Source organism: Clostridium sp. (assembly GCF_036646415.1).
Classification (GTDB): Bacteria; Bacillota; Clostridia; order Clostridiales; family Clostridiaceae; genus Clostridium_J.
Window position 1 is genome coordinate 13,775 of sequence record NZ_JAVXMF010000014.1, and the last position, 23,660, is coordinate 37,434.

25 protein-coding genes and 1 tRNA gene are annotated in these 23,660 nt (G+C 29.8%); 10 read left to right on the plus strand and 16 right to left on the minus strand.

Features of this window, described 5'->3' with window-relative positions; translation table 11 throughout:
• Nucleotides 1-27 precede the first annotated feature (27 nt).
• The 3 genes from RSD37_RS10485 to RSD37_RS10495 all read left to right on the plus strand — a co-directional run bounded on the left by RSD37_RS10485 (nucleotide 28) and on the right by RSD37_RS10495 (nucleotide 1,620).
• The gene (locus RSD37_RS10485; RefSeq protein WP_346946688.1) at nucleotides 28-741 is read left to right on the plus strand and encodes a peptidase E; all 714 of its coding nucleotides are present in this window, start codon (nucleotides 28-30) and stop codon (nucleotides 739-741) included.
• Nucleotides 742-833: 92 nt separating this feature from the next.
• On the plus strand, nucleotides 834-1,277 hold the full coding sequence (locus RSD37_RS10490) for an NUDIX domain-containing protein (RefSeq protein ID WP_346946689.1): 444 nt from the start codon (nucleotides 834-836) through the stop codon (nucleotides 1,275-1,277).
• 73 nt (nucleotides 1,278-1,350) lie between these two features.
• On the plus strand, nucleotides 1,351-1,620 hold the full coding sequence (locus tag RSD37_RS10495; protein WP_346946690.1) for a hypothetical protein: 270 nt from the start codon (nucleotides 1,351-1,353) through the stop codon (nucleotides 1,618-1,620).
• 160 nt (nucleotides 1,621-1,780) lie between these two features.
• Here RSD37_RS10495 and RSD37_RS10500 read toward each other — a convergent pair whose 3' ends face one another.
• Nucleotides 1,781-2,251, minus strand: coding sequence for an NUDIX hydrolase (locus RSD37_RS10500; protein WP_346946691.1), 471 nt, complete (start codon nucleotides 2,249-2,251; stop codon nucleotides 1,781-1,783).
• Nucleotides 2,252-2,533: 282 nt separating this feature from the next.
• On the opposite strand from RSD37_RS10500, the gene RSD37_RS10505 reads away from it, so the two are divergent.
• Nucleotides 2,534-2,692 (plus strand): hypothetical protein, encoded by a 159-nt coding sequence (locus RSD37_RS10505; RefSeq protein WP_346946692.1) that lies wholly within the window; start codon nucleotides 2,534-2,536, stop codon nucleotides 2,690-2,692.
• Nucleotides 2,693-2,884: 192 nt separating this feature from the next.
• On the plus strand, nucleotides 2,885-3,886 hold the full coding sequence (locus RSD37_RS10510; RefSeq protein ID WP_346946693.1) for a hypothetical protein: 1,002 nt from the start codon (nucleotides 2,885-2,887) through the stop codon (nucleotides 3,884-3,886).
• 141 nt (nucleotides 3,887-4,027) lie between these two features.
• Here the strand turns inward: RSD37_RS10510 and RSD37_RS10515 are convergent, their stop codons facing one another.
• The 3 genes from RSD37_RS10515 to RSD37_RS10525 form a co-directional block, all read right to left on the minus strand.
• Nucleotides 4,028-4,387, minus strand: a complete 360-nt coding sequence (locus tag RSD37_RS10515; protein WP_346946694.1) for an arsenate reductase family protein — start codon at nucleotides 4,385-4,387, stop codon at nucleotides 4,028-4,030.
• A 660-nt stretch (nucleotides 4,388-5,047) separates the two neighbouring features.
• Nucleotides 5,048-5,653, minus strand: a complete 606-nt coding sequence (locus tag RSD37_RS10520; RefSeq protein ID WP_346946695.1) for a helix-turn-helix domain-containing protein — start codon at nucleotides 5,651-5,653, stop codon at nucleotides 5,048-5,050.
• A 158-nt stretch (nucleotides 5,654-5,811) separates the two neighbouring features.
• Nucleotides 5,812-6,333, minus strand: a complete 522-nt coding sequence (locus RSD37_RS10525; protein ID WP_346946696.1) for a flavodoxin domain-containing protein — start codon at nucleotides 6,331-6,333, stop codon at nucleotides 5,812-5,814.
• Nucleotides 6,334-6,703: 370 nt separating this feature from the next.
• Between RSD37_RS10525 and RSD37_RS10530 the strand changes: the two genes are divergently transcribed.
• The 3 genes from RSD37_RS10530 to RSD37_RS10540 all read left to right on the plus strand — a co-directional run bounded on the left by RSD37_RS10530 (nucleotide 6,704) and on the right by RSD37_RS10540 (nucleotide 8,468).
• Nucleotides 6,704-7,609: a CPBP family intramembrane glutamic endopeptidase gene (locus RSD37_RS10530; protein ID WP_346946697.1), complete on the plus strand. Its 906-nt coding sequence runs from the start codon at nucleotides 6,704-6,706 to the stop codon at nucleotides 7,607-7,609.
• Nucleotides 7,610-7,960: 351 nt separating this feature from the next.
• On the plus strand, nucleotides 7,961-8,185 hold the full coding sequence (locus RSD37_RS10535) for a DUF1659 domain-containing protein (RefSeq protein ID WP_346946698.1): 225 nt from the start codon (nucleotides 7,961-7,963) through the stop codon (nucleotides 8,183-8,185).
• Nucleotides 8,186-8,249: 64 nt separating this feature from the next.
• Nucleotides 8,250-8,468, plus strand: a complete 219-nt coding sequence (locus tag RSD37_RS10540; protein WP_346946699.1) for a DUF2922 domain-containing protein — start codon at nucleotides 8,250-8,252, stop codon at nucleotides 8,466-8,468.
• Nucleotides 8,469-8,641: 173 nt separating this feature from the next.
• Here the strand turns inward: RSD37_RS10540 and RSD37_RS10545 are convergent, their stop codons facing one another.
• The 7 genes from RSD37_RS10545 to RSD37_RS10575 all read right to left on the minus strand — a co-directional run bounded on the left by RSD37_RS10545 (nucleotide 8,642) and on the right by RSD37_RS10575 (nucleotide 18,244).
• Nucleotides 8,642-8,863, minus strand: coding sequence for a DUF3955 domain-containing protein (locus RSD37_RS10545; RefSeq protein WP_346946700.1), 222 nt, complete (start codon nucleotides 8,861-8,863; stop codon nucleotides 8,642-8,644).
• A gap of 314 nt (nucleotides 8,864-9,177) precedes the next feature.
• On the minus strand, nucleotides 9,178-10,578 hold the full coding sequence (locus tag RSD37_RS10550) for a VWA-like domain-containing protein (RefSeq protein ID WP_346946701.1): 1,401 nt from the start codon (nucleotides 10,576-10,578) through the stop codon (nucleotides 9,178-9,180).
• Nucleotides 10,579-10,586: 8 nt separating this feature from the next.
• On the minus strand, nucleotides 10,587-11,723 hold the full coding sequence (locus RSD37_RS10555; protein ID WP_346946702.1) for an ATP-binding protein: 1,137 nt from the start codon (nucleotides 11,721-11,723) through the stop codon (nucleotides 10,587-10,589).
• A gap of 78 nt (nucleotides 11,724-11,801) precedes the next feature.
• Nucleotides 11,802-12,605 carry a hypothetical protein gene (locus RSD37_RS10560; protein ID WP_346946703.1) on the minus strand — a complete coding sequence of 268 codons (804 nt, stop codon included), beginning with the start codon at nucleotides 12,603-12,605 and terminating at the stop codon, nucleotides 11,802-11,804.
• A gap of 62 nt (nucleotides 12,606-12,667) precedes the next feature.
• Complete coding sequence (locus RSD37_RS10565) at nucleotides 12,668-14,008, minus strand: HAD hydrolase family protein (RefSeq protein WP_346946704.1); 1,341 nt, start codon at nucleotides 14,006-14,008, stop codon at nucleotides 12,668-12,670.
• 859 nt (nucleotides 14,009-14,867) lie between these two features.
• Nucleotides 14,868-15,869, minus strand: a complete 1,002-nt coding sequence (locus RSD37_RS10570; protein WP_346946705.1) for a PLP-dependent cysteine synthase family protein — start codon at nucleotides 15,867-15,869, stop codon at nucleotides 14,868-14,870.
• A 353-nt stretch (nucleotides 15,870-16,222) separates the two neighbouring features.
• Nucleotides 16,223-18,244 (minus strand): penicillin-binding transpeptidase domain-containing protein, encoded by a 2,022-nt coding sequence (locus tag RSD37_RS10575; RefSeq protein WP_346946706.1) that lies wholly within the window; start codon nucleotides 18,242-18,244, stop codon nucleotides 16,223-16,225.
• 384 nt (nucleotides 18,245-18,628) lie between these two features.
• On the opposite strand from RSD37_RS10575, the gene RSD37_RS10580 reads away from it, so the two are divergent.
• Nucleotides 18,629-19,594 (plus strand): DMT family transporter, encoded by a 966-nt coding sequence (locus RSD37_RS10580; protein ID WP_346946707.1) that lies wholly within the window; start codon nucleotides 18,629-18,631, stop codon nucleotides 19,592-19,594.
• A gap of 134 nt (nucleotides 19,595-19,728) precedes the next feature.
• Here RSD37_RS10580 and RSD37_RS10585 read toward each other — a convergent pair whose 3' ends face one another.
• The 4 genes from RSD37_RS10585 to trxA all read right to left on the minus strand — a co-directional run bounded on the left by RSD37_RS10585 (nucleotide 19,729) and on the right by trxA (nucleotide 22,077).
• Nucleotides 19,729-20,160 carry a MarR family transcriptional regulator gene (locus tag RSD37_RS10585; RefSeq protein ID WP_346946708.1) on the minus strand — a complete coding sequence of 144 codons (432 nt, stop codon included), beginning with the start codon at nucleotides 20,158-20,160 and terminating at the stop codon, nucleotides 19,729-19,731.
• A 157-nt stretch (nucleotides 20,161-20,317) separates the two neighbouring features.
• The gene (locus RSD37_RS10590; RefSeq protein WP_346946709.1) at nucleotides 20,318-21,184 is read right to left on the minus strand and encodes an NAD(P)/FAD-dependent oxidoreductase; all 867 of its coding nucleotides are present in this window, start codon (nucleotides 21,182-21,184) and stop codon (nucleotides 20,318-20,320) included.
• A 47-nt stretch (nucleotides 21,185-21,231) separates the two neighbouring features.
• Nucleotides 21,232-21,708 carry a glutathione peroxidase gene (locus tag RSD37_RS10595; RefSeq protein WP_346946710.1) on the minus strand — a complete coding sequence of 159 codons (477 nt, stop codon included), beginning with the start codon at nucleotides 21,706-21,708 and terminating at the stop codon, nucleotides 21,232-21,234.
• A 54-nt stretch (nucleotides 21,709-21,762) separates the two neighbouring features.
• Nucleotides 21,763-22,077: a thioredoxin gene (trxA, locus tag RSD37_RS10600; protein ID WP_346946711.1), complete on the minus strand. Its 315-nt coding sequence runs from the start codon at nucleotides 22,075-22,077 to the stop codon at nucleotides 21,763-21,765.
• A 227-nt stretch (nucleotides 22,078-22,304) separates the two neighbouring features.
• Here trxA and RSD37_RS10605 point away from each other — a divergent pair.
• Nucleotides 22,305-22,380 (plus strand) — tRNA-Met (locus RSD37_RS10605).
• A 39-nt stretch (nucleotides 22,381-22,419) separates the two neighbouring features.
• Here the strand turns inward: RSD37_RS10605 and RSD37_RS10610 are convergent.
• Nucleotides 22,420-23,412 carry an NADH:flavin oxidoreductase gene (locus RSD37_RS10610; RefSeq protein ID WP_346946712.1) on the minus strand — a complete coding sequence of 331 codons (993 nt, stop codon included), beginning with the start codon at nucleotides 23,410-23,412 and terminating at the stop codon, nucleotides 22,420-22,422.
• Nucleotides 23,413-23,660 lie beyond the last annotated feature (248 nt).

Consider the following 23,660-nt stretch of genomic DNA (forward strand, 5'->3'; position numbering starts at 1 on the left):
AATTTTTGAAGAAAGGATGATTTTTAAATGGGGGTTATTGTTTCAATCGGAGGGGGAAGTATTAGAGAGTTAGAGACATTAGTAATTGACGAGTATATTGTAAGTCTAACGAAAAAAGAATGCCCAAGGGCACTATTTATACCGACTGCCAGTGGTGATGCACAAACATATATAGATGTATTTAATAACGTGTATAGAGAAAAATTAAGATGCATTACTGATACATTACTACTGACCAACTCAAGTTTGTCTGAAGAAGAAATTAAAAATAAGATTTTATCGTCAGATATTATTTATGTAGGTGGTGGAGATACCAGTAAGATGCTGGAAATATGGCGTAAGTACAAAGTTGACAAGTATTTGAAAATGGCTCACGAAAAAGGAATAATTCTTGCGGGATTAAGTGCAGGTTCTATTTGTTGGTTTAAATATGGATATAGTAAGAATGATTCTGATTATATATGCCTTGAAGCATTAGGATTTATTGATGCTATTCACTGTCCACACTATGATGAAGAAGATAGAAAGGGCTTTGATTTAATTATAGATAAGTTTAATAAAATTGGAATTGCACTTGAAAACAATTGTTCAATAGTTTTCAAGGATGATAGTTTTAGAGTAATTAAGGGTAATGAAAATGCCAGTGCATATAAATTGTTTAATGAAATTGGCAAAATTCAAAAATATAAATTAATAAATGAAGATTATAAAAGCATTAATGAACTGTATGATTATAAATAGATGACATAGACTATATTGGCAATTTTCTTATTTTGCGATGTAGTTGTTATTATGTTCAAAATTGAAATTACAATAATTTAGGAGGAATGCTGATGTTAGAAAAATCATTTGGTGAAAAACTTGAAGGCATAGAATATAAGGATAGAATAGGTGCATATGCAATTATATTCGATAGTAATGATAGAGTTGCAGTTGTACAAACATCAACAGGGTATTTTTTGCTTGGTGGTAGATTAGATATCAATGAGACACATGAAGAATGCATTAAAAGAGAGTGTTTAGAAGAAGCCGGATTATCGGTTATTGTGAAGAAATTTATTTGTAAAGGTAATAAGTACCATTGGTCTGATACTTTAGAATATTATATGCATGGTATCGGCTACTTTTATATTACTGATATTGCTGAAAAAATATCTGAGCCAATAGAAAAAGACCATGAATTAGTATGGCTTAAAATTGATGATTGCTATGAAAAATTATTTTTAGAACATCAAGCATGGGCAGTACGTCAAGCTGTGATGTTATATGTATTATAAACATACTAGATGATGTTTGTAGTTGTTTCACAATTGTATATGTTGTGAAGTACAAATAAGGAGGAAAATAGCAATGTCTACTAAGGTAAGGAGCCTAATTAAATACCGAAGGTTTTCTCTACTATGTTTATTTGCATCTATTCCACTCTGTTTTATTGGTGCAGTATTTGAATCAGCATTAATCTGTGTTAGTGGAATTTCATTGCTAGTACTGTTTATTGCAATCTCCCTTATATTCTGGAGATGCCCACACTGTAAAGAGGGATCGCCAATGAGCTTTAATATTAATAAAGATATTGACGAAGTTTATAATTGCCCATATTGTAATGGGAAAATCGAGTAAATATTAAACATATATTTCATTAAGTAAGGTAGTCCACTTGAGACTACCTTACTTAATGTTATAAATCAATAATTTAGTATAACACAGCATTTTTTTAAAATATTTTACGTTGCTTTAAAATAATATGAAAATAATACTAGCTAAATAACTCAACTTCACATTATTCGTAGGTGACAATATGCTCAACACCATCCCTCAAATTAAGTAGCTTATCTGCAAAAAAGCTTGGATATGCAACATAATCTTTTAACTTATCAATTGGTAACCAATGCATATATTCACGTACACCTTGTGAATAGCTGTTGCTATCCAACTCTTTTGTACCTCTTGATTTCATTAAAAAATAAAATGAAATTTCATGGCACTTCAATCCATCAAGTGTACCTGATCCTTCAAAAAAATTCTCATGAATAAATGCCAGTCTGTCAACTTCATATGCAATTCCCGTTTCTTCAAATACTTCTCTCTTAACTGCATCTTCTGCTTTTTCTCCTAAATGCACACCACCACCTATAGAATAATAGTAAGAATCCACTTCGTTTTTTGCGAAAAGAATACATCCATCTTCAATAATTATTGCTGCAGCCCGATATCTGAACCATCTATCTCCATTTTCAAATCCACAATCCATTGCACCCACTCCTCTTATATATATGTTCTTTATATCTATATTTATATAATATCTTATTGGGAGTTAAATTTACACTCTAACTTAACATACAAAATGAATTTTCATCACTTAATTATCACAACTTAATATTATTGATTATAACTGCTCTACTTTGAAAAACCGTAAAAATTTTTCAATACTTTTTATGTAAAATTTTATTTAATTTTACTTTTACTCCTGTATAATTAATATATAATACATGACCTAACATTCATTGATTATATTTTTAAAAGGGAGAACATTATGAGGTTATTGATAATAGGAGCGAGTGGATATTTAGGAAATGCAATACATAAGAAACTCAAACAATGCACTAATGATAATATTTGTGGAACTTGTTGCAAATCGAGTAATCCGGAACTTTTACAGATTAATGTTTTAAATAGATTAGATATAAGATAACAGTTTTATAATACCTGATTACAAGAAAGAAGAAGTATATCATAATTTAACTAACGACAAGAGAAAGCTTTTGCTAAATACTATAATACAAGATATTTGAGTGCTAACAACAATATAGGTGAGATTTAAAATAAATAGTAATATGGAATATTCTTATGTTATGAAATAAACAATTTAAGAGAGGTGTTTTCTATGGGTATTCATGAATCTAATGCAAATTCACTTCCAGATAGTGATTTTGTAAACGGAGATATTAAGTATATAGTTAAACAAAATAAATGTAGATTATTAGACGGTAGGAGAACCCCTGGATATATTGAGGAATACTTTGCAGATACTGCTATGTTCCGATGGAGAATTACTGACTTTGAAGATAAGGGTAATTATTGGGATGTACCAGCAGAAAATATAAAATCATTTCAAATACTAAAAAGTTCTAAAGAATTGAATAACTTTGAATTAAAAGAACTAGATACAAAGATTAAAGAGTTTGATAAGGAATTAATTATTAAAATAGATGAATTAGAGCAATCAAAAACAGAAAAAGAAATAATGGTTACCGAAGAAAAAATCATAGAATGGCTTAAAGAAAATTCTCTATTTTTAAAAAGTAGAGAAACACTTAATTTAGATAGCACTGAAGGGAATATAGATTTAATAAATGACTTAAAAAATTATATGAAAACAATACAAATAGAATTCTTAGAAGAAACTACAGCAAAGGAGCTTGTACTAAATCCCAACTCTGAATGGATAAAAGGGATGAATATTGTTCTTGCTGAAATGGGTGTTGTGAGTTATAAAAACAAGATACCAAGGGGAGAACAAACATTTCAAGGTATGGGAGAAAAGCACATAAGGAGAAGGTATTTAATCCATCGAATTGCATTTGTAAGAGCATTTTTTCATTTATTAAATATAACTGAGGTTTTACTTTATAGAGGAATGTGTACTGAAGACCAGTGGGACAATTTCCATGAAAAATCTTTAACCTCATGGACATTTAATTTACAGGTTGCATTATCATTTTGTGATTTAGATAAAAATAATAATTATAAAAATGGATACATCTTCAAAAGAACTATTCCAATAGAAAATATCTTTATGACTTATATAGAGACCGATGAGATGAATAAACAGTATAGAGAATCAGAAGCCATTCTGTTTTTTAATAAGGAAAAGGGAATTTATTAAATTGGATGGATATCTGAGGATATAGATATTATTAAATGTGAACATGAATTTTAGGGACAAGTTAATTTAGACTAGTTCATTACTTATTTTGTCATAGAGGATATAATTTTTATATCCTCTATATTCTTTTCACACATTTAATTATAGATTAAAGAACTCTTTATAAGTATCTTCCTTGAATCCTAATAATATTTTATCTCCACTTATAAGTAATGGTCTTTTTACAAGCATTCCATTAGTAGACAGTAATTCTATACATTCTTCCTTAGACATCTCTTTTATTTTGTCTTTAAGATTCATTTCTTTATAAAGTTTGCCTGAAGTATTAAAAAACTTCTTAATTTCTAGATCACTTTTTTTAAACCACTCAGTAAGTTCATTTACAGTAGGATTATTTTCAACTATATGTCTATCCTCAAACTCTATATTGTTCTCCACAAGAAACTTCTTTGCTCTAATACAAGTTGTGCACTTTGGATATTGAATAAATAATGTACTCATCTCATCGCTTCCTTTCGTATTTAAATTATTATACTTATATACTTTCTATTATAAAATATTTATTATTAATTGCTATAGTTTAACTATAATCTTTTACTTTAATACTAAATAGCAAAGTGAAAAAATATAATATTAGTGACTACCCACAGTTATTACTATTGTATTTATTATTTTTTCTTATTAACTTGTTATTATTTGTAGGCAATCTGTGTCCTATAAGATGCTTTATACTTGTCTTATAATAAGCTTAATATTTGTCACATCTAATACGACATAATAGGTATTTTTTTAAAATTATCACTACCATATGCTAATTTTTACCACTACATGATTCATAACCTTAAACTTATTGATATAGCTATTTCCCTCTAATACTATGTACTTTAAGTTAGTATTATATTTTTACATGACGAAAAACCCCATTGAAAAATTCAATAGAGTGCTCAATTTTACATTGGTTTTATAATTTTTCAACATTAGTAGGAATACCTTCATTAGAAATATTTATAAATTATAAACCAGTGTATTACATATATTAAAACCTTGTTTAAGCTTTCTATTTATCCCATGTGTATGTATCTTAACACTTACAGCCGGAAATAACGGTAGTTATGCCCTTGGATAATATTCTATAAGCATCATAGATACTAAGATGTCTGTTTATAGAACATTTAAGTCATAATCTTCATGTCCAAGAAGCATATTTTCTAATCTTTCCATGTCATAACTTCTTTGCTCATAACCATTAAATTGATTCTTTTTTTCATTAGAATATTTTCCTTTATTGTAGTTATTTTTATAATTACCTAAAAATCCTGTGCCCATATTTTTTCTTATCTTACCACCATTATGGTTTTTTCTATTAATAGCAGCTTCTAACTCACCTTCAGCACTTACTTCTTGGTTTTTACTTTCTACTGAATTTCTCTCATGAACTTCTAATCTTTCTACATTAACCTCTGAACTTTTATAAGAATTATAAACAATACCCTCACAGCTTGTACAAACTTTATCCATGACAGTATATATATTAGAAATACTTCCTCTTCTCTTTTTTACTATAACTTTAGCCTTAATTAACTCATCTATGTACCTTTGTACAGTTCTCACAGATTTATTTAAAGCTTTTGCAAGATAGCTCTGAGATGGAAAACATTTATTCTTATCCCCAAAACACATCTTTTGAAGTATTATATTTAATCTAAATGCCCCATTAGAAATATTGCTCATCTCTATAATATCATTACTAATTCTTGTATATCCCATTTTATATTCCCCCACTTCAACAGGTGCAATTCACCTTTATAATGAGTAAATATGCAATTTTAAGAATCATTTTACCCTGTTTTAAAATAATATAAAAATATAATCTAACTAAAAGGGATAACCATAAGTTATCCCCTTTAGCTAGCAATATAAGAATGTTAAGAATTAACATAAGTGATTATTTCATCTATGTTTTTCTTTTTTGTAAAGTCTACCGGCTCGTCATAACTGGCTAGCATGCCTCTTTCATCAGGTGTTAATTCCTTTTTTCTTTTCAGATTCCATTTTAGTAATGTCATAAGAACTTTATCAAAAGGTCTTAGTTTACTATAATCAAATCCACCTCTTAAATAAAAGAATTTTATATATTTCTGTTCTTCTGAAGTAAAATTTTTATCTCTCACTTCATTTATCGCCTCTTCTCTAGATGAGGATGCTCCTGTTGCAAAAACAACAACTTTTTTATCTTTAAGTTTGTCGAGGTTTTGTGTTATATACTTTACTCCATTGATACCAACAGCATACAAACCTCCACCATAAATCACTGTATCATAAGCTGTCAACATATTTGCATTAACCTTTGAAACATCAAAAATATCCGCAGATAACTCTGTTGCAATCCATTCTGCATATTTCTTTGCAAAACCTGTTTTTGACTTGTGTATTACTATAGCTTTCATTATTTTCACCTCATACAAATAAATTTTTTTCGCAATGATGATCTCTAGATTTTCTTTAATGAAGCTTTATGAACCATATTATCCCACCTTTTTAATCCATTAAATACTACTATCGTTCACTAGATCATATATTAATTATACACCCCCTAAAAGTAAACTTTAAACAAGTTTTACCAATTTATTATATATTTCCTCTATCACTTTAAATTCCTTTAAAGTTATAGTTAACTACAAATTAGAAAACTTAAATCATAATTCCAACATCTTAAAGTTGAGATATTAACTCTACTTTCATTAATAATTTAGGTATACTATTACATATACATTATTGTACTGTATCTATTTTACGATTTGAATTGGGGGATTTTTTATGAATTTTTTTAACACACCATCCGTTATGATTGATGAGGCAAAAAAAGCTAAGCATCAGCTTAATCCCATACTTAACCTACTTATATCCTTACTTCTTATTTTATTAAGTCAGCTTGTCCTTATCATACCGATGATCATAATAGTTATTATAAGCGGAATTAAGTCTAATGTATTGTCTATGAATATGGATAGTACAGCAATAAACCTTGTAAATTTATTTAGTACTGGACTTCTAATTGTAATCTGTATTTTATACTGCAAATTTATTGAAAAGAGAAATCTTCGTTCTATGGGATTAATAAAAAAGGGTGCCTTTAAAGAATATGGTCTTGGATTAATAGTCGGACTTTTTATGTTTAGCGCCGTTGTATTAATCTTAGTATTATCTGGTCAATTATCTTTTATTAGTGTTACCCTAACTTCTCTTCCTATAATTGTTCTTTACTTTATTGGTTTTATGATACAAGGAGCTAGTGAAGAATTTTTATGTAGAGGCTTTTTATTAAATTCCATTGCTGCTAAAAATGGAATTATTCTTGCTATCATTTTAAATTCTTGTCTATTTGGATTTCTTCATATTTTCAATTCAGGATTTTCTATACTACCACTTATTAATATTATTTTAGTTGGTATATTCTTTTCTGTTTATGCTTATGGTACAGATAATATTATTGGAGTATGTGCAATTCACTCCATGTGGAACTTTGCTCAAGGAAATTTATATGGAATTCCCGTTAGTGGAATGAACATGGGAGCTTCAATTTTTAAGATTAATAACTTTAGCGACTCCTTACTTTCTGGTGGTACCTTTGGTGCAGAAGGAGGTCTCGCTTGTACAATTGTATTGGTTATATCTATATTGCTTGTGATATTTATTCCTAGAGCCTCTAGGAAGTCATGTTAGATCAAAGCCTTAAGAATATACATTAGTAAGAACTCTTAATTACCATCCACATTATAAAATGCTATGTCATAGCACGGTTAATGTAGCAAGTGATTGCACCTGGCAATCACTTGCTACATTAATTTTGAGAAAAGCATCAGTAAGACCGCTAATTAACTACAATGAAAAATACCTCGTATCCATACCCTTTAGCTTCATATTTTTAGCTATTTCAAGCTTTCCTTTTTTCTTAGTTTCTTCCTTCATATAATCCTTTTTACTATTAGATTACTTTTTAATATAAAAAACATTCATTATTTTTTACACTTTTACCATCCACTGCATATATGTTCATTGAAAGGAGTTGATACTATGGCAATAACAAATATCAAAAACAGCACAGCCCTAGTTATAAAATTTGAGAATGGCAAAAACGAGGATGGAACACCTAAAATCGCTTCCCAGAAGTTCTCAAAGGTTAGCGGCATGGCTACCGATGAAGCTATCTATAACATGGGTGCTGCAATGGGATCTGTACTAATAAGTGAACCAACAGAGATTAAAAAGCTTGATGACTACTCTCTAAATCAAGAGTAATTAAGTGACACTCCAACCCTTTGTGACAGATAGTTTCCCTAATATTTAATAAGGAGGAATAAATATGGAAAGAAAATTAGTTATGACCTTTAAAGATGCAGGTGAAAGCAGATTTAACCTTATAGTTAATAACGTTAAAGAGATTGTTACTCTTGATGAAGTTAACACTATAATGGATCTTGCTATAAGTTCTGGAGTTTTCCAAAGTAAAAATGGAGCTTTAGTTTCTAAAATCGAAGCCGTAGTGGTTGATACTACTCAAACACCTTATACACTAGCATAAAATTAAGAAGGAGCATCCTATTTATATTGGATGCTCCTTCTTAATTTTTTTATCTATTCAATAAAGATTTCACCTTTTAAGATAATATTAATATCAAATCCTCGAACCCAGAATATTTTTCTTACCCCGCCATAGCTAGTTCTAGTTTCACTATTAATGCCTAATACCTACCCTTAGGATTTTTTTGTATTACCTATACGAGATATACTACTCAGAGCCCAAATAACAATAATTGCAATAATACCAATTCCAAAGAACAACCATCCTATTGGTATTAGAAAAAATGGCTCTATTAACGTGCCGTCCGCAGCAACTTCAGAGCCAATAATATTATAAACTATTATACAAGCAACTGATAAAACAAATGGTATTAATGTTAAACGATATTTTTTCATTTCTAACCTCTCCTTATTTTAAGTATTTATATTTTATTAATGCTACATACTATTGTTGTAATGACAAATGTACAATTTCCATGATTACTTTTTATTTTGACTCATATCCATACCTTCCGAGTTGATGATACAATTATCATATCACCACCCTATTTGAATGTCAACAACTATTTATTGTAATACAATAAATAGTTGTTGATTTACATTTATCTTTTATTGTATTTTGCCATTAAACTTACCCTAAATTCTTATAAATTGGTTTCAAGTAAAAAAGTTAAGAAGAAGCATCCTATTGGTTACTCCTTCTTAACTTCTTAAATCGTAGGTTCATGACTATTCATAGACCAGCCATCACTTCTAACATCCTGCATATCAATAAAATCTTCTTTTGACTCTACCTTACTAAGTTTCTTAATTTCACCAAATGGATGTTTTAATGATAGTTCATCTCCTTTTCCAGATATAACCCACAATGTTTTATATCCTCTTGGAGTTACCTCCACTTTATCTTCACCTTTTCCATCAGTAAAATACACTAATAGATTAGTATCAGTTTTATTTACATATTCAAACACTGGAGTAAACCTAGTCCCACCACCAGTAGCTATCCTATCTCTAACCCCTTTTATGGATTTAGTTTTATATACTCTTTTAATCTCTGTGTCACATTCTATTATAGTAATTTCATAATTATAATTCTTCACTATGGCTAATACTTCCTCAATAGCTTGTTTAAATTCTGCATCACTTATACTACCACTTATATCTATTGCTACGGTAATTTTAGCTCTATGACCTCTAAGTTCTCCTCTTAAATCTAACCTATTAGGTTGTCTTCTACTTCTTCGAGTTATAGTTTTTTTCTTACTGCTCTCCAACGTTCCCATAATCCTCTTTAAGTATAAATTCCAAGGAATCTCATTTTCATTTGCACCTAGTGCCTTTATTAAAGACTCTATGTGAATTGGAATTTTCCCCTTATCTGAGAGAGTTGCAAACTTCTCTGTGAACTGTTGTATAGTTTTATCATCTATGGACTTCGATTCTTCCCATATATCATGGGTTTTCTTAGGATCATATTCATCCTCAATATCATTTTTATTATGATCTTCTTCGCCTTCATCATCATCTAGAAGATTAAGCTCTTGCTGAATATTATCCACATAATATTCCATAGAATTATAAGGTTCTAAATTTAAATCATACTTTAAGTTTACCCAATCTAAAGTAGTTGCATAGGATGGTAACCATTCTATATACTCATTAACTACAATATCCATGGCCATATTAATAGCTAATGTACTGTACTTCTCTTTTAGCTTCCTAGCTCTAATCAAATGTAAAGATAATATGTGATGAATCTCATGCTTAATACAACCTTGCATTTGGTCTAAATTTAACTGTAGAAAAATTATAGGATTAAAATAGATTACATACTTTGCACCCTTAAAGTTTACTGCTGTAGGTGTTGTAATATCATATCTAACCTCTCTCTCCATTTGAATTAGAAAGTACCCATAAAAGTTTTCATTATCATCCATGAGAATAAAGTTTACTCTATCAATTAGCTTAAAGAAATCTTCCTGAACTCCTTCCCATATATCCTCATTAGTATTTACTTTAGTTGTATTACCTTTAATATCTCCCTTATGACTTTCTAAATCACTAATTCTACTATAAAGTTCTATTCTTAATTCTTCAAACCCTTTACCCATAAAATTACCTATCCTTTTATTTCGTTATAAGCATTGAAATAGGTTTCTACAAAGTCTTCATTTTCTAAACTTAAGCTATAGATGAGTTTATAATTTTCTCTCATATCCTTCATGATTCCTATCATTAAATCTACAGGATAAACTTTTATAAACTCTATAAACCTATTTATATATTTGTCCTTCGAATCTTTATCTGATCTTAACATCAATTCCTTATCTAAGGTTCTTAGTATATTATTTGCTGTTAGATATAATCTAGTGTGGCTATCTTTCTTTAACTTTTCTATTACATCTAAAGATAACACCGCACCTTCAAATACTTCCTCATAAGAAATTAACGAAGTACTTTCTGATTCAACGAATCCCATGAACTCCTCCGCTATAACTCTGCCTAAATTTCCTCTTAGAACATTTAGAAATACACTCTTAGGTATACTCTCTTTATTCTCTTTATATAGCTTGTAAACTTTTGAAACTCTTTCAAAGCTTCTTGGTGTAGCTCTTATATCATCCTCACTTATACTATGTAGATGCTCTGGAAAGGTAGATATAAATTCTATAACTTCATCCTCAATGCCATTTTCCACAGCCCAAGCTATCCATCCTTTAGTATCACTCTCCATATTAAGCCAAACAAATCTATTCTCTTGAGCTGCATCCATATCTATAACTTGATAATCAAAATCCCCACCGTACTTACTAGAAGGATTCATTGCTGCTAAAATTTTAACTCCCTCATGAAGCTTATATCCATTTATCTCTCTATTAAGTATAAGATTCATAAGTTCTTGTTGTACACTATGCTCGCAGCGATTTATTTCATCAATAAATAGAAGTACTTCTTTCCCTGCAAGTATTAGCTCATCTATTTCTCTCAACTTTGTATGAACTGCATATATTGTAACCTTTTTATTAATGATTTCTCCACTGTGATCCTTTATGCTGTAATCCTCAACTGTTGGAAGCCCTCCAATTTCACCTTCTTTTAGAAGATTCCCATCTATGGTAATAAGACTCCATCCCTTTTCACTTGCTAAGGATTTCGCCAATGCTGTTTTTCCTATTCCACTCTCACCTACAATAAGTGGAACTTCCTTAGTCTCTATAACAAGGTCTACACTCTTTAATGTATCTTGAAAATTCATATTAATTCTCCTTCCTAAACTCTCTTTAGTTTTTCATCAACCTTTTAATATCTCCTAAAATATTTAACTAAAGATTTTCTAACTTCGCTTTAGCTTTTCATCTACAGCTATTTTTTTAGCTCTATGACTTCCATATTTATAAATAAAAAGTATCTTGTCCATAGATATATTTTTATTCTTCCCACTAATACTTTCACATCTTATAAAGTCTCTAACATACTTTTCTTCAACCTCATCACTGGATAATACCTCTTTTAATATATCTTCAAGAGTATCTATTGATATGTCTTTAGAAATATACTTAATCACTAGAATATTTTCCTTTAAAAAGCATATCCTCTTATCTTCTGTTAAATCTAAAATAAATTTTATAGCTGCTTCATTTTCTCTTATAGCAACTATTTGTGCCTTTATACTTGGATTTTTTATATATCTTAATGCATCATAGCTTATCTTTACTGCAGCTTCTTGCACCTTTTCATCTGGATTTTCTATATATTTAATAGCATCATAATCCTTTTCTACAGCCATACTCTGTAGCTCAGCATTTGGATTATTTGCATATTGAATAGCCCATCCCTTTTGCTCAATACCTATTTTTATCAGAGTCTCACTAGGATCTTTTATAAATTTTAAAGTATTCCATCCTTGTTTAACCACGAACTCCTTCATTTCATCTGTAGGATTCTCTACAAACTCAATAGCATTAGCATTATTTCTTATAGCTAATTTTTTCATTTCTTCCCTTTGTTCTTTTATATATTGCAGAGCTATACCATCTTTCTCCACGGCTATAAGCTTCATTTCATCCGTTGGATTTTTGATATTTCTTATAATAATTGGATTCCTCTTTATCATTTCAATAGTTCTATCATAGTTCATAAAATCACACCTCAAACTGATACATATACTACCTATGTATCAGTTTTTCAAATTATATTTATTTATCTATCAATTTCTTTTCTCTCCACTTTTTTTCTTGAGTAAAATAACTTTCTAATTGTTTTTATTACAGAATCAGTATCATTATTTCCTATGGTATAATCTGCAATTTCTTTTAATTCTTCTTGTGCGTTATCCACTGCATATACATAGTCTACGTACTTAATCATAGGTACATCCTTAATATTTCCCCCGAAATAAACTGTCATATCACAATCTACTCTTCCTTTAAGATTCATTAATGCATTACTCTTAGATGCCTCAATACTATAAATTTCTAAAATATAATATCCCGGATTATTCTTATCCTCTTCATAGCTCACTCTAATCTTACTTTCACAATGAAGTTTCGCAATTTCATTGCATATCCTCTTAATTTGATCTAATTTATCCATAGCTTTAAAGTATACTACCTCTCTATTCTTTGGCAAATCACTATAGATGTAATTTTTAAAAGGTCTTAACTTCTCAGTATTGTAAAAATCCTTCTCTACAGGGTTTGTGAAATCCCCATAGTAAATGTGCATAACATCATTAATGATAGTATGAGTAAAACAATTTAAAGACTCATGACTAAACATATCTAAAATCCTTTTAGAAGTTTCATAATCTATAGTTTCATAATAAACGTAGCTTTTATCCTTTAAATTGTATAGAGCAGCACCATCCATAGTAATTATAGGTAACTTAACATCTATATCATTAATTAAAGAAATTAGCATTTCTGGTGTTTCGTCTGTTGCAAAGGTAATTAAAGCTCCTTGGTTTAGCATTTCATTTAACTTAAGCTTAGTATATGAACTGATTTTATTCTCATAATTCAGTAAAGTTCCATGTAAATCACTTACAAATAACATATTATAATTTCTTTTTCTAGGGAATCTCATAGTATTAACTCCTAAAGCTACAAAAATACCAATCAAGGTATCTATAATTCTATTAATGGCAAACCCATATGTGCTTACATCACTTCCATGATTTACGGTTATACTTAGAAACACTACACAACTAATATAGGATGCAGTTGTCTGTTCACATAATACCGTTATATAAATTAAAGGTATAATGGCTACAGAGGTCAACAAATACCTAACTTCCGGCATAGATGCTGGAATAAAACGTCTCTCTATTAGCAGTATCAAAACCCCAAAGGCTCCACCAATAAAAGTTCCAATTATACGATTTATTGCAACCTTTTCAGTGCTTTTTATCCCTGGTTGTATACACAAAATTGCTGCTATTGCAGAATAAAAAGGCATACCTATACCTCTTATTAAATAAATTAAAAAGCATATAAATACCGATATGGCAGACTTTATCATTCTCATTCCTATTCTTGGCATTATAATCTCTCTTTTCTCTTTTATATTCCTCTTTGTTAATTGTATAATGTGTCTAACTACTAGTAAAAAGGTTATAGTTATTATAACATGATAACTTGATATTTTTGTATATTTATCCTCAACTAAAATTTAATTGACAACATTATGTTCTAATTATATAATATGTCAACATATAAATATTATCTTCATATTTATATGTAAACAGTTCTCATATAAATATTATGTATATAGTCTATTTTACTCTATTTTAAGGAGGTACAAACTCATGCTAACATTCTTTAAGTTTTTACCCTTAATTATTATGATTATATTTTTATGCATAGGAATTGGTATATTTGTACTCATAAACAAAATTTTTAAATTTAAGTAATTAGGAATCCTATTTATAAATAATTGTCCTCTGAGTAACTCAATAAATTTAGAGCAACTCTAACTATATACTTAATATGTCTAAACACAGTTATTATGGAGGTATGTACAATGACTAAAATAACCACTAAAGAAGATTTAACAAAACTAATTGAATCCTCAGAAATATTATTAACTTGCTTTACAAGTAAAGAGTTTTGAGGAAGTAAAGACCTACTTTGTAAAGTAGATGGAATGCTCAATAGTTATCCTAATGTTAAAAGTATAAAAATTGATATAAATGAAAGTCCTTCCTTGGGTGCTGAATACTCTGTATTTATTGCTCCTACAATTCTAGTTTTTACCTATGGTAAAGAAACATTAAGAGAATCCAAGTTTATTATTCTTAATAAATTAGAAGAACAAATAAATAGATATTACAATTTAATATTTTCATAAAATGAATGCTCTAATAAAATTAATATGGTTTTATTAGAGCATTTAATATTATTTATCCTAATACCTTAAGGGATATTAGTTTTACGTCAGTAGACATAAATCCATCCTTCACAGGTTCATCTTTTAATAGATCTGTAGTTAAATATTTTTTATTATCATCAGCAAATATTGTTACAACTACAGCATTACTTCCTAATTCATTTTGAGCTTTTAAGGCACCTAAGAAATTAGCTCCTGATGATATCCCTACACCTAATCCTAATTCAGATGCAAGCTTCTGAGCCATTATAATGGCATCTCCATCATCTACACTAATAACATGATCAAGTTTTTCAAGGTCCATTATTGCTGGTATAAATTCATCTGATATACCCTGTATCCTATGACTTCCATTTTTCTCTCCTGTAGATAATATAGGTGAATTAGATGGTTCTAATGGATATATCCTTATTTCTTTATTTCGTTCCTTTAGATAGCGTCCAATACCCATAACCGTTCCCCCTGTTCCAACTCCAGCAACTAATGCATCTGGCTTTAAGCCTGCACTATTAAGCTGATTCCATATTTCTGGTCCTGTGGTATTGTAATGAGCTTTAACATTATCTTCATTAGAAAATTGACATGGTAAAAATACATTTTCTTCTTTCCTTGAAAATTCTTCAGTCATTTTTATGCTACCCAAAAATCCACCTTGCTCTTTTGATACCAATATAACTTCTGCTCCAAAAGCCTTAATTAGATTTTTTCTTTCCTCACTCATCCAATCTGGTATAAATACGCATACCTTATATCCTAAGGCCTTCCCTATAGCAGCAAATGAAATTCCAGTATTACCACTTGTAGCTTCAACTATCTTATCATTAGCTTTTAAATCTCCCTTTTCATAAGCGTTTTTTAATATATATAATGCTATTCTATCTTTAATACTTCCTGTCATATTAAAGCTTTCAAGTTTAGCATATATTACTTTAATTTCTCCCTTGTACTCAAAGTTAATTTCAATCATTGGTGTATTTCCTATAATTCCTTCTAATGCTTTAAACTTGTTGTACATAATTTCACCTCATATTTATATCATGTCTAGTACTTAGTATTTGTAACCCTATATAACTAACTTAATTTATTCCACATCTGTAATCTAAAATACTAGAATACCTTTAAATTCAATTTTTTATTTACACTCTCTTTTATAATATGTGAATTTTTCTACTTTGTTGTATAACAACTAAACTTATATAAAATTACTTAATAACACCTTATAAACTTATGTAGATAAGCAAAAAAAATAGAAGGCTTATTTAATAGCCTTCTATTTTCCTTAACATTGTTCTAATATCATTGTTCTGCTATAGAATCCATACTTTTCATAGAACTTAAGCACCTTATAATTGCCAATAGCAACACCAATTATCTCTTTAGGTAATACTCCATAACATTTTTAACCATGTTAGTTGGAATTCCACTTCCACCTCTACCTTTAACGTCCTCTATTATCATTGATACTGAAATCTTAGAATCATCAGTATTAACTGCTACAAACCACCCATTTTCTTTTCCTTCTTTATCATCTTGGCTTTTCTTTATTTCCGAAGTTCCTGTCTTCCCTGCAATATTAAATCCATCAACCTTTGCAGAAACTGCCGTTCCATCAGCATCATTTATAACCGCAGAGAATGATTCTACTAATACTGGAACATACTCTGATTTGATAGCATTTTTCCATACTTTAGCTTCACTACCTTCTCCCACAGTAACCCTTGGTTGCATTATATCTCCATTATTACCTAAAGCACTGTATGCTAGAGCTATATCTAAAGGTGACATAAGAATTTCGCCTTGTCCATATCCCGTATCGGCAAGAAGTATTTCTTTATCTAATGTATTATCATTACTAATTTGAGATTTATCCATTGGATATTCAAAAATTAATTCTTCTCCAACTCCAAAATTCTTAATACCTGATATAAACTTATCACTACCTATATCCAACGCAGTTCTTGCATAATATATATTATCTGAATACTTTGTTGCTTCTCTTAAGTTAACAGCCTTACCTGGGTCTTTAACTCTTGTAACTTTATAGCCACCCCAAGATTCATCCTTTTGCCACTGAGTTCCTGTAATATCCATACCTTCTTCAGGGTTAACCTTGCCTTCGTTTAGTCCAATAGCTGCTGTAAGTAACTTTATTGTAGAACCTGGTGCATATACATTATTGAATCTATTATCAAACTGTGTACCATCAAGAACCTTCCACTTTTCTGCTACAGTCTTTGTCTTGTAAGTTACGAATATATTAGGATCGTAGGATGGTGAACTAACCATGGCTAAAACCTCGCCGGTTTTAGGATTTACAGCTGTTGATGCACCTTTTTCACCCTTCATTTCACTATATATCTTTGATTGTAATTCTGTATCTATAGATGTCTTTATATCAGTACCATTTTTAGCTTCTACTTTGACTACAGAGATTTTTTCTTCTCCTCTTTCAATATATATCTCTCCACCATCTTGTCCTCTTAAACTATCTTCATAGACCTTTTCAAGTCCAGCTTTTCCTATAATGCTTACATGTGAATATCCCTTATCTTTACTACTTTCTAATTCCTCTTCAGTAATTGATCCTACATGTCCAACTAAATTTCCAATAGCTTCTCCGCCATTGTAAACCCTTGAATTACTATCATTAATTAAAACACCTTCTATGGTAGAAAGCTTTCCTAGTTTCTCTGACTCTGATTTTAATAAATTCACTATAGGCACAAAGTGATCTGGATTTGTATTAGCAGCAAGCTTCTCCTCTATATATGATTCACTTATATCTAATATATTTGCCATAGATGCTATCTTTGCATCCTTCTCATTTTCAAACTTACTTGGATGTATACCTACTGATTTAACTATATCATCAGTAGCTAAGTAATTTCCATTTCTGTCTAATATACTTCCACGCTTTGAATAATCATCTTCTACCCTTACCTTATCATCTGGTTGCATTTGAGGGAAAATTAGACCTTCGTTCCAATTAATCTTATAACCATCTTTCTCTTTAGCCATACCTGCATTAAAGCCAGTTAATTCAATCTTACCTGCCATGGTTGACATAGTCATTGTGAATGGTATCTCCACAGATTCACCCTTCTTACTCTTCTTATTTTCTGGTTCTACAATATTTATCTCAATATCTCCTGCATTAATAGCTCCATAAATATTATTATATCTTTCTACAAAGTCTTCTTGAGTTATATAACTCTTTGATTCAACTGATAGCATGTTGTACATATTATCAAACTCTTGATTAGCCCAGCTTGTTTTATAAACTTCAAAAGCTTCCTTTGCCTCATCCTTCTTTGAACACCCCACAATTATTGTAGCTCCTATTAACATAGTTCCAATTAGCAAGCTAATCTTTTTAAAATTAAACCTCATAAATATCCTCCTCGTATAATTATATAAATATATCCTTTGTGCTGTACCTTTAAGTATAATTAACTTTTTTATGATTCAATAATCAAAAATACTGTTAAACAGTTTATTTCTAACAATTACTTAATATGTCTATTGTAAAATTTTATCCAGTTTTATTCAATAAAGTTTATATAAAATTTATATAAAAGAAAATATTACCTTTTATAATCCACCAATAAATTATAGTATAACTAATTGTCGCTAAAACACCAAATGAAAAAAATACTATAGTACTACTATAAACTATATTTGCTTCAATGTTAATATTTAGTTTTTATAGAATATAATACTTGTATATGATATGCTTATATGGTAAATATTACATTAATTGTAGGAAGTGTTAAAATGAAAAAAGGGGTTATGTATATTGGATTAAGCACATTATTATTTAGTACAATGGAAATTGTATTAAAAACAATCTCTAATGACTTTAATCCTATTCAACTAACATTATCTAGATTTTTAATAGGTGGTATTATATTACTTCCCTTTGCAATTAAAACTATAAAAAATAAGAAAGTAAAATTCAACTTATCAGACTTAAAGTACTTTTCACTTTTAGGCTTTATATGTGTTGTAATAAGTATGATTTGCTTTCAATTAGCTGTTCTTAACACTAAAGCTTCTGTGGTTGCAGTATTATTTAGCTGTAATCCACTTTTTGTAATGTTCTTAGCATATTTTCTTCTAAAAGAAAAAATATATAGACATAATATTATTTCTTTAATTTTAGAACTCATTGGAATAATAATTATTACAAACCCGATAAATAATAACTTATCCTTTACTGGAATATCATTTACCCTACTTGCAGCCATTACCTTTGCCATTTATGGTGTTCTTGGTAAAAGGAAGTGTTTAAAATTTGGTGGCATTGTAGTTACTTGCTTTAGCTTCTTGCTTGGCAGCATGGAGATGCTTATTCTTACACTCTTTACTAGAATAGACTTTATTTCAAATGCTCTTACTTCCAAGGGGCTTGGTATATTTGCAGATGTACCATTATTTAAAGGATACTCTGTTAGTAACTTACTTGGTGTAATTTATATCTTTGTTTTTGTTACCGGTATTGGATATGCTCTATATTTTAAAGCTATGGAGGAAACCACCGCAAATACTACATCACTAATATTCTTCTTTAAACCCGCTCTTGCACCTATCTTGGCACTAATAATTCTTAAGGAGTCAATTCCTCTTAATATGATTATTGGTATTATATTCATATTAGTAGGATCAATTACCTCCATTTTACCTAGTTTATTAGTTAAAAAGAAAACTATTGCAGAAAGTAGTGTGGAAATCTGTAAATAATAATAGCCCTTTAGTTGAATTTTTAACTAAAGGGCTATTCTCTTAGATTTTAATTTTATTATTTATCTGTAACTCTTCATACATAAATTATATTTTAAACTTATATTGTTTTAATTAGTTAATATTACATTTTACTATTTCAGGCTTTGTAATAGATCATCTAAACTATGCTTTAACTCTTCTGCTTTTTCCTTAGATATATTTAATTTACAAAATACCTCTCCTGGTACATCAAGTATTTCACTCTTTAATTTAAGTCCCATCTCTGTTAGTTCTACTATTACCACTCGGTCATCCTTTATATCTCTATGTCTTGTAATCAATCCTCTACATTCTAATTTCTTTAATAAAGGTGTCAATGTTCCAGAGTCCAAATGTAATCTTTGCCCAATTTCTTTAACTGTCATCTTATCTTCTTCCCATAATACAATCATAGCTACGTATTGCGTATAGGTAAGATTATGCTTATCAAGAATAGGTTTGTATAGCTTTATCACCTCTCTAGATGCAGCATATAGAGAAAAGCACATTTGATTTTCTAACTTAATACAATCACAATTCTTCATATAAATTCTCCCATTTCATATAATAATTTATTATAAATTTTCTATAATAAATTACATTAATTGAAATTATTTTACAATTTTAAAACTTATATGTCAACCCAACAAATAAATTAAATAATGCAATATTTCATTTAACCTCTAAACCTTCTTATATTTCCTATTTTTCTTTCTTTGAATCTACATAAGAAACTGCTGATAGTGCAGCAATATTTCCTTCGCCAGCTGATTTTATATATTGATAAGGTCTACCAATGATATCTCCTGCCGCAAAGCATCCTTTTAAGTTAGTTTGCATTAATCTATCTACCTCTACATGGTTATCTACAATTTTTAATCCTGGAACTAACTGACCCGGAGATATACTATCTCTTAATATAAATAATCCGTCAGTTTCAATTTCTTTTTCTTTTAAGATAAGCTTATCAACTTTATCTTCTCCTAATATCTCTATCGGAGTATCTTTAATTACTTCAATAGCCGAATTAACTTCTACTTCCTCTGTATACATAGGCACGTAATAAACCTTAGCTGCTAATGTAGATATGAAGTTTGCTTCTTCCTCTTCTTTTTTACTATATGATACTATAGTAACTATTTTATCCTTATACAGTGGAGCATCACAAGTAGCACAATATCCTACGCCTTTTCCAAGAAGCTTCTCTTCTCCCGGAAGTAACTTCCCATACTGTATACCTGTTGCTAGAATTACAGAAGTAGCCTCATAGATTTTTTCATTTACCATGAGAGCAAAATACTCACCCATTGAGTAAATATTATTTATTTTTTCTTCTGTTATATTTATATCCATTGATTTTAAATGGTTATTAAATTCTTCTACAAGCTCTTTACCACTTTTACCGTAAAATCCTAAGTAGTTATTAATTTCATAAGCTTTCGTTAATTTACTACTAAGGTCTTTAGTACCAAATATTATAAAACTTTTATTTCTTATTTTTGCATTTAAAGCTGCAGATATTCCAGCTGGACCACTACCTACAATTGCAATGTCGTATCTTTCATTCATAACTTCATACCTCGCATTCTTAGTTTAAGTTGCCTATGATAGGATTTCTATTTCAACAACTTCTCAATATCATCCTTTATGCTAATCGGTGATGTAGTTGGAGCATATCTACTTATTACTTTACCTTCTGAGTTAATTAAAAACTTGGTAAAGTTCCACTTTATTTTTTCTCCAAAAGCTCCCTTTGCCTCACTCTTTAAAAATTTATATAGAGGATGTGCTTCTTCACCATTTACATCAATTTTTTCAAACATAGTAAATGTTACACCATAATTTAACTGACAAAATTCATTGATTTCCTTATTGCTTAGTGGATCTTGCTGTTTGAACTGATTACATGGAAATCCTAAAATTTCAAACCCTCTATCTTTATATTCTTTATATATTTCTTCTAACTCTTTAAATTGAGGGGTAAATCCACACTTGCTTGCAGTATTTACTATCATTACTGTCTTGCCTTTGTATTCTTCCATATTCATTTCTTGTCCATTCATTTTACGTGCTGAAAAATCATAAAAATTCATATTACCCACTCCTCCATATATTATTTACTATTTGATATTTTTTTATTTATAAACTTAACCTATATGTGATTCTACAACTTGTTTTATTTTTTCTTTTGGTACAAAGCCTACCATAGAATCAACTTTTTCTCCATCTTTAAAAACTATTACTGTAGGAATTGATGCAACTCTATATTTTAATGCTATCTCTTGGCTATTATCTACATTAACTTTAATAAATTTAACTTTACCTTCAAGTTCATTTCCTAACTCTTCAAATATTGGAGCTAACATTTTGCATGGTTGACACCAATCTGCGAAGAAATCTACTACCACTACATTATTTTCTATTTCTTTACTAAACTCATTTGTATTAACTATTTTTGACATTATTATTCCTCCTAAGATAAAACTTAAATCGTCCACTTTAAAGTTTTGCACAATTCAATTTTATACAATTTAATTTGTTAATATTAATTTACATCACTTCATGATAAATGTCAATATTAAGTGTTTAAAAATAAATATAAAATTACTTTTGCTAATATCCTTGACTTATCCCTCTACTAACACTATACTTACGAAGTAGCTTAAGGAGATCCTTAAGAACTTAATATCGCGGGATGGAGCAGTTGGCAGCTCGTCGGGCTCATAACCCGAAGGTCGTAGGTTCAAGTCCTGCTCCCGCAACCATAAAAAGATTCTATATTTAATATAGAATCTTTTTTTATATTAACTTAAACTTTCAATTGCATATTTTGCCCATTTTGAATCCTTAAATACTGCTCTTCCTACACCTATAAGGTCTGCCTTTCCCTCTGCCAAGATTTCTTCAGCTGCCTTGGCTTCAGTAATTCCACCTGTTAGGATAACCGGAATGGAAACTACTTTTTTCATAGCAATTGTAAGTGAATCAAAATATCCCTGGCCTGTAATTCCCTTTACATTATATCCACAGAAACCACCCGAGATATCAAGGATGTCTATTCCTGCTTTTTCAAATTCCTGAGCGGCAATTTGGCTATCTTCAATAGTTGTTCCACCTTCAATAAAATCTGAAGCCCCTAGCCTTAAGAGTATTGGGAACTCTTCACCTACAGCTCTACGCACTGCTTCAATAATTTCTAGATGAATCCGTATTCTATTATGAACATTTCCACCATATTCATCTGTTCTTTTATTAGTCAGCGGCGATAAAAATTGATTAAGAAAATAACCATGAGCTGAATGTATTTCTACACCATCAAAACCTGCCTTCTTAACTCTAAGTGCAGCATCTTCAAAGTCTTTTACAATATTTCTAATTTCATCCTTAGTCAGTTCACGAGGTATACCTCCTAACCGTGGATTAGGTACAGCTGAAGGACCAACTGGAGTTGTTCCAATTACTTTTTCATCCGCTGCACTTCCTGCATGACTAATCTGCATTACAACCCTTGATCCATTTTCATGAATTACATCTGATAATCTTTTAAGACCTTCGGTATCACTATCATCTGCAACAGAAAGCTGGTTTTTGCTAGCCTTTCCTTCATTAGAAATAAAGCTATGTTCAATAACTATAAGGGAAATATAACCTCCCTTAGATTTTTCCTTATAATAATCAAGAACCTCTTGACTAATCTTACCATCTATTTCTGCCTTTGCAGTTGCCATGGGTGGCATAACCAAACGATTAGTTAAAGTCAGTGTTCCTACCTGTAACGGTTTAAGTAAATATGACATAATTAGAACCTCCTTGGTTAATATCTTAGGCATCTGAAAATAAATAATAAGTCAAAGATGCGAAGGATATTTTGAGTTAGACAAGGAAGCAGGTTCCGCAGATAGTAGAACTATCTAAGGGTTCTGCTGACGACGTATCACTCAAAATAGTCCAGGAGATTGACTTATTTATTTTTTGAAGATGCCTTATGCATTTTATAAAATTTAATTAACTTTAAGACAACTTTATTATTACCCAAAATGAATAG

Bases quoted from the DNA above. Each gene is read 5' to 3' on its own strand.
- RSD37_RS10485 (WP_346946688.1), top strand. From the start codon at position 28: ATGGGGGTTATTGTTTCAATCGGAGGGGGAAGTATTAGAGAGTTAGAG.
- RSD37_RS10490 (WP_346946689.1), top strand. From the start codon at position 834: ATGTTAGAAAAATCATTTGGTGAAAAACTTGAAGGCATAGAATATAAG.
- RSD37_RS10495 (WP_346946690.1), top strand. From the start codon at position 1,351: ATGTCTACTAAGGTAAGGAGCCTAATTAAATACCGAAGGTTTTCTCTA.
- RSD37_RS10500 (WP_346946691.1), bottom strand. From the start codon at position 2,251: ATGGATTGTGGATTTGAAAATGGAGATAGATGGTTCAGATATCGGGCT.
- RSD37_RS10505 (WP_346946692.1), top strand. From the start codon at position 2,534: ATGAGGTTATTGATAATAGGAGCGAGTGGATATTTAGGAAATGCAATA.
- RSD37_RS10510 (WP_346946693.1), top strand. From the start codon at position 2,885: ATGGGTATTCATGAATCTAATGCAAATTCACTTCCAGATAGTGATTTT.
- RSD37_RS10515 (WP_346946694.1), bottom strand. From the start codon at position 4,387: ATGAGTACATTATTTATTCAATATCCAAAGTGCACAACTTGTATTAGA.
- RSD37_RS10520 (WP_346946695.1), bottom strand. From the start codon at position 5,653: ATGGGATATACAAGAATTAGTAATGATATTATAGAGATGAGCAATATT.
- RSD37_RS10525 (WP_346946696.1), bottom strand. From the start codon at position 6,333: ATGAAAGCTATAGTAATACACAAGTCAAAAACAGGTTTTGCAAAGAAA.
- RSD37_RS10530 (WP_346946697.1), top strand. From the start codon at position 6,704: ATGAATTTTTTTAACACACCATCCGTTATGATTGATGAGGCAAAAAAA.
- RSD37_RS10535 (WP_346946698.1), top strand. From the start codon at position 7,961: ATGGCAATAACAAATATCAAAAACAGCACAGCCCTAGTTATAAAATTT.
- RSD37_RS10540 (WP_346946699.1), top strand. From the start codon at position 8,250: ATGGAAAGAAAATTAGTTATGACCTTTAAAGATGCAGGTGAAAGCAGA.
- RSD37_RS10545 (WP_346946700.1), bottom strand. From the start codon at position 8,863: ATGAAAAAATATCGTTTAACATTAATACCATTTGTTTTATCAGTTGCT.
- RSD37_RS10550 (WP_346946701.1), bottom strand. From the start codon at position 10,578: ATGGGTAAAGGGTTTGAAGAATTAAGAATAGAACTTTATAGTAGAATT.
- RSD37_RS10555 (WP_346946702.1), bottom strand. From the start codon at position 11,723: ATGAATTTTCAAGATACATTAAAGAGTGTAGACCTTGTTATAGAGACT.
- RSD37_RS10560 (WP_346946703.1), bottom strand. From the start codon at position 12,605: ATGAACTATGATAGAACTATTGAAATGATAAAGAGGAATCCAATTATT.
- RSD37_RS10565 (WP_346946704.1), bottom strand. From the start codon at position 14,008: ATGCCAAGAATAGGAATGAGAATGATAAAGTCTGCCATATCGGTATTT.
- RSD37_RS10570 (WP_346946705.1), bottom strand. From the start codon at position 15,869: ATGTACAACAAGTTTAAAGCATTAGAAGGAATTATAGGAAATACACCA.
- RSD37_RS10575 (WP_346946706.1), bottom strand. From the start codon at position 18,244: ATGAGGTTTAATTTTAAAAAGATTAGCTTGCTAATTGGAACTATGTTA.
- RSD37_RS10580 (WP_346946707.1), top strand. From the start codon at position 18,629: ATGAAAAAAGGGGTTATGTATATTGGATTAAGCACATTATTATTTAGT.
- RSD37_RS10585 (WP_346946708.1), bottom strand. From the start codon at position 20,160: ATGAAGAATTGTGATTGTATTAAGTTAGAAAATCAAATGTGCTTTTCT.
- RSD37_RS10590 (WP_346946709.1), bottom strand. From the start codon at position 21,184: ATGAATGAAAGATACGACATTGCAATTGTAGGTAGTGGTCCAGCTGGA.
- RSD37_RS10595 (WP_346946710.1), bottom strand. From the start codon at position 21,708: ATGAATTTTTATGATTTTTCAGCACGTAAAATGAATGGACAAGAAATG.
- trxA (WP_346946711.1), bottom strand. From the start codon at position 22,077: ATGTCAAAAATAGTTAATACAAATGAGTTTAGTAAAGAAATAGAAAAT.
- RSD37_RS10610 (WP_346946712.1), bottom strand. From the start codon at position 23,412: ATGTCATATTTACTTAAACCGTTACAGGTAGGAACACTGACTTTAACT.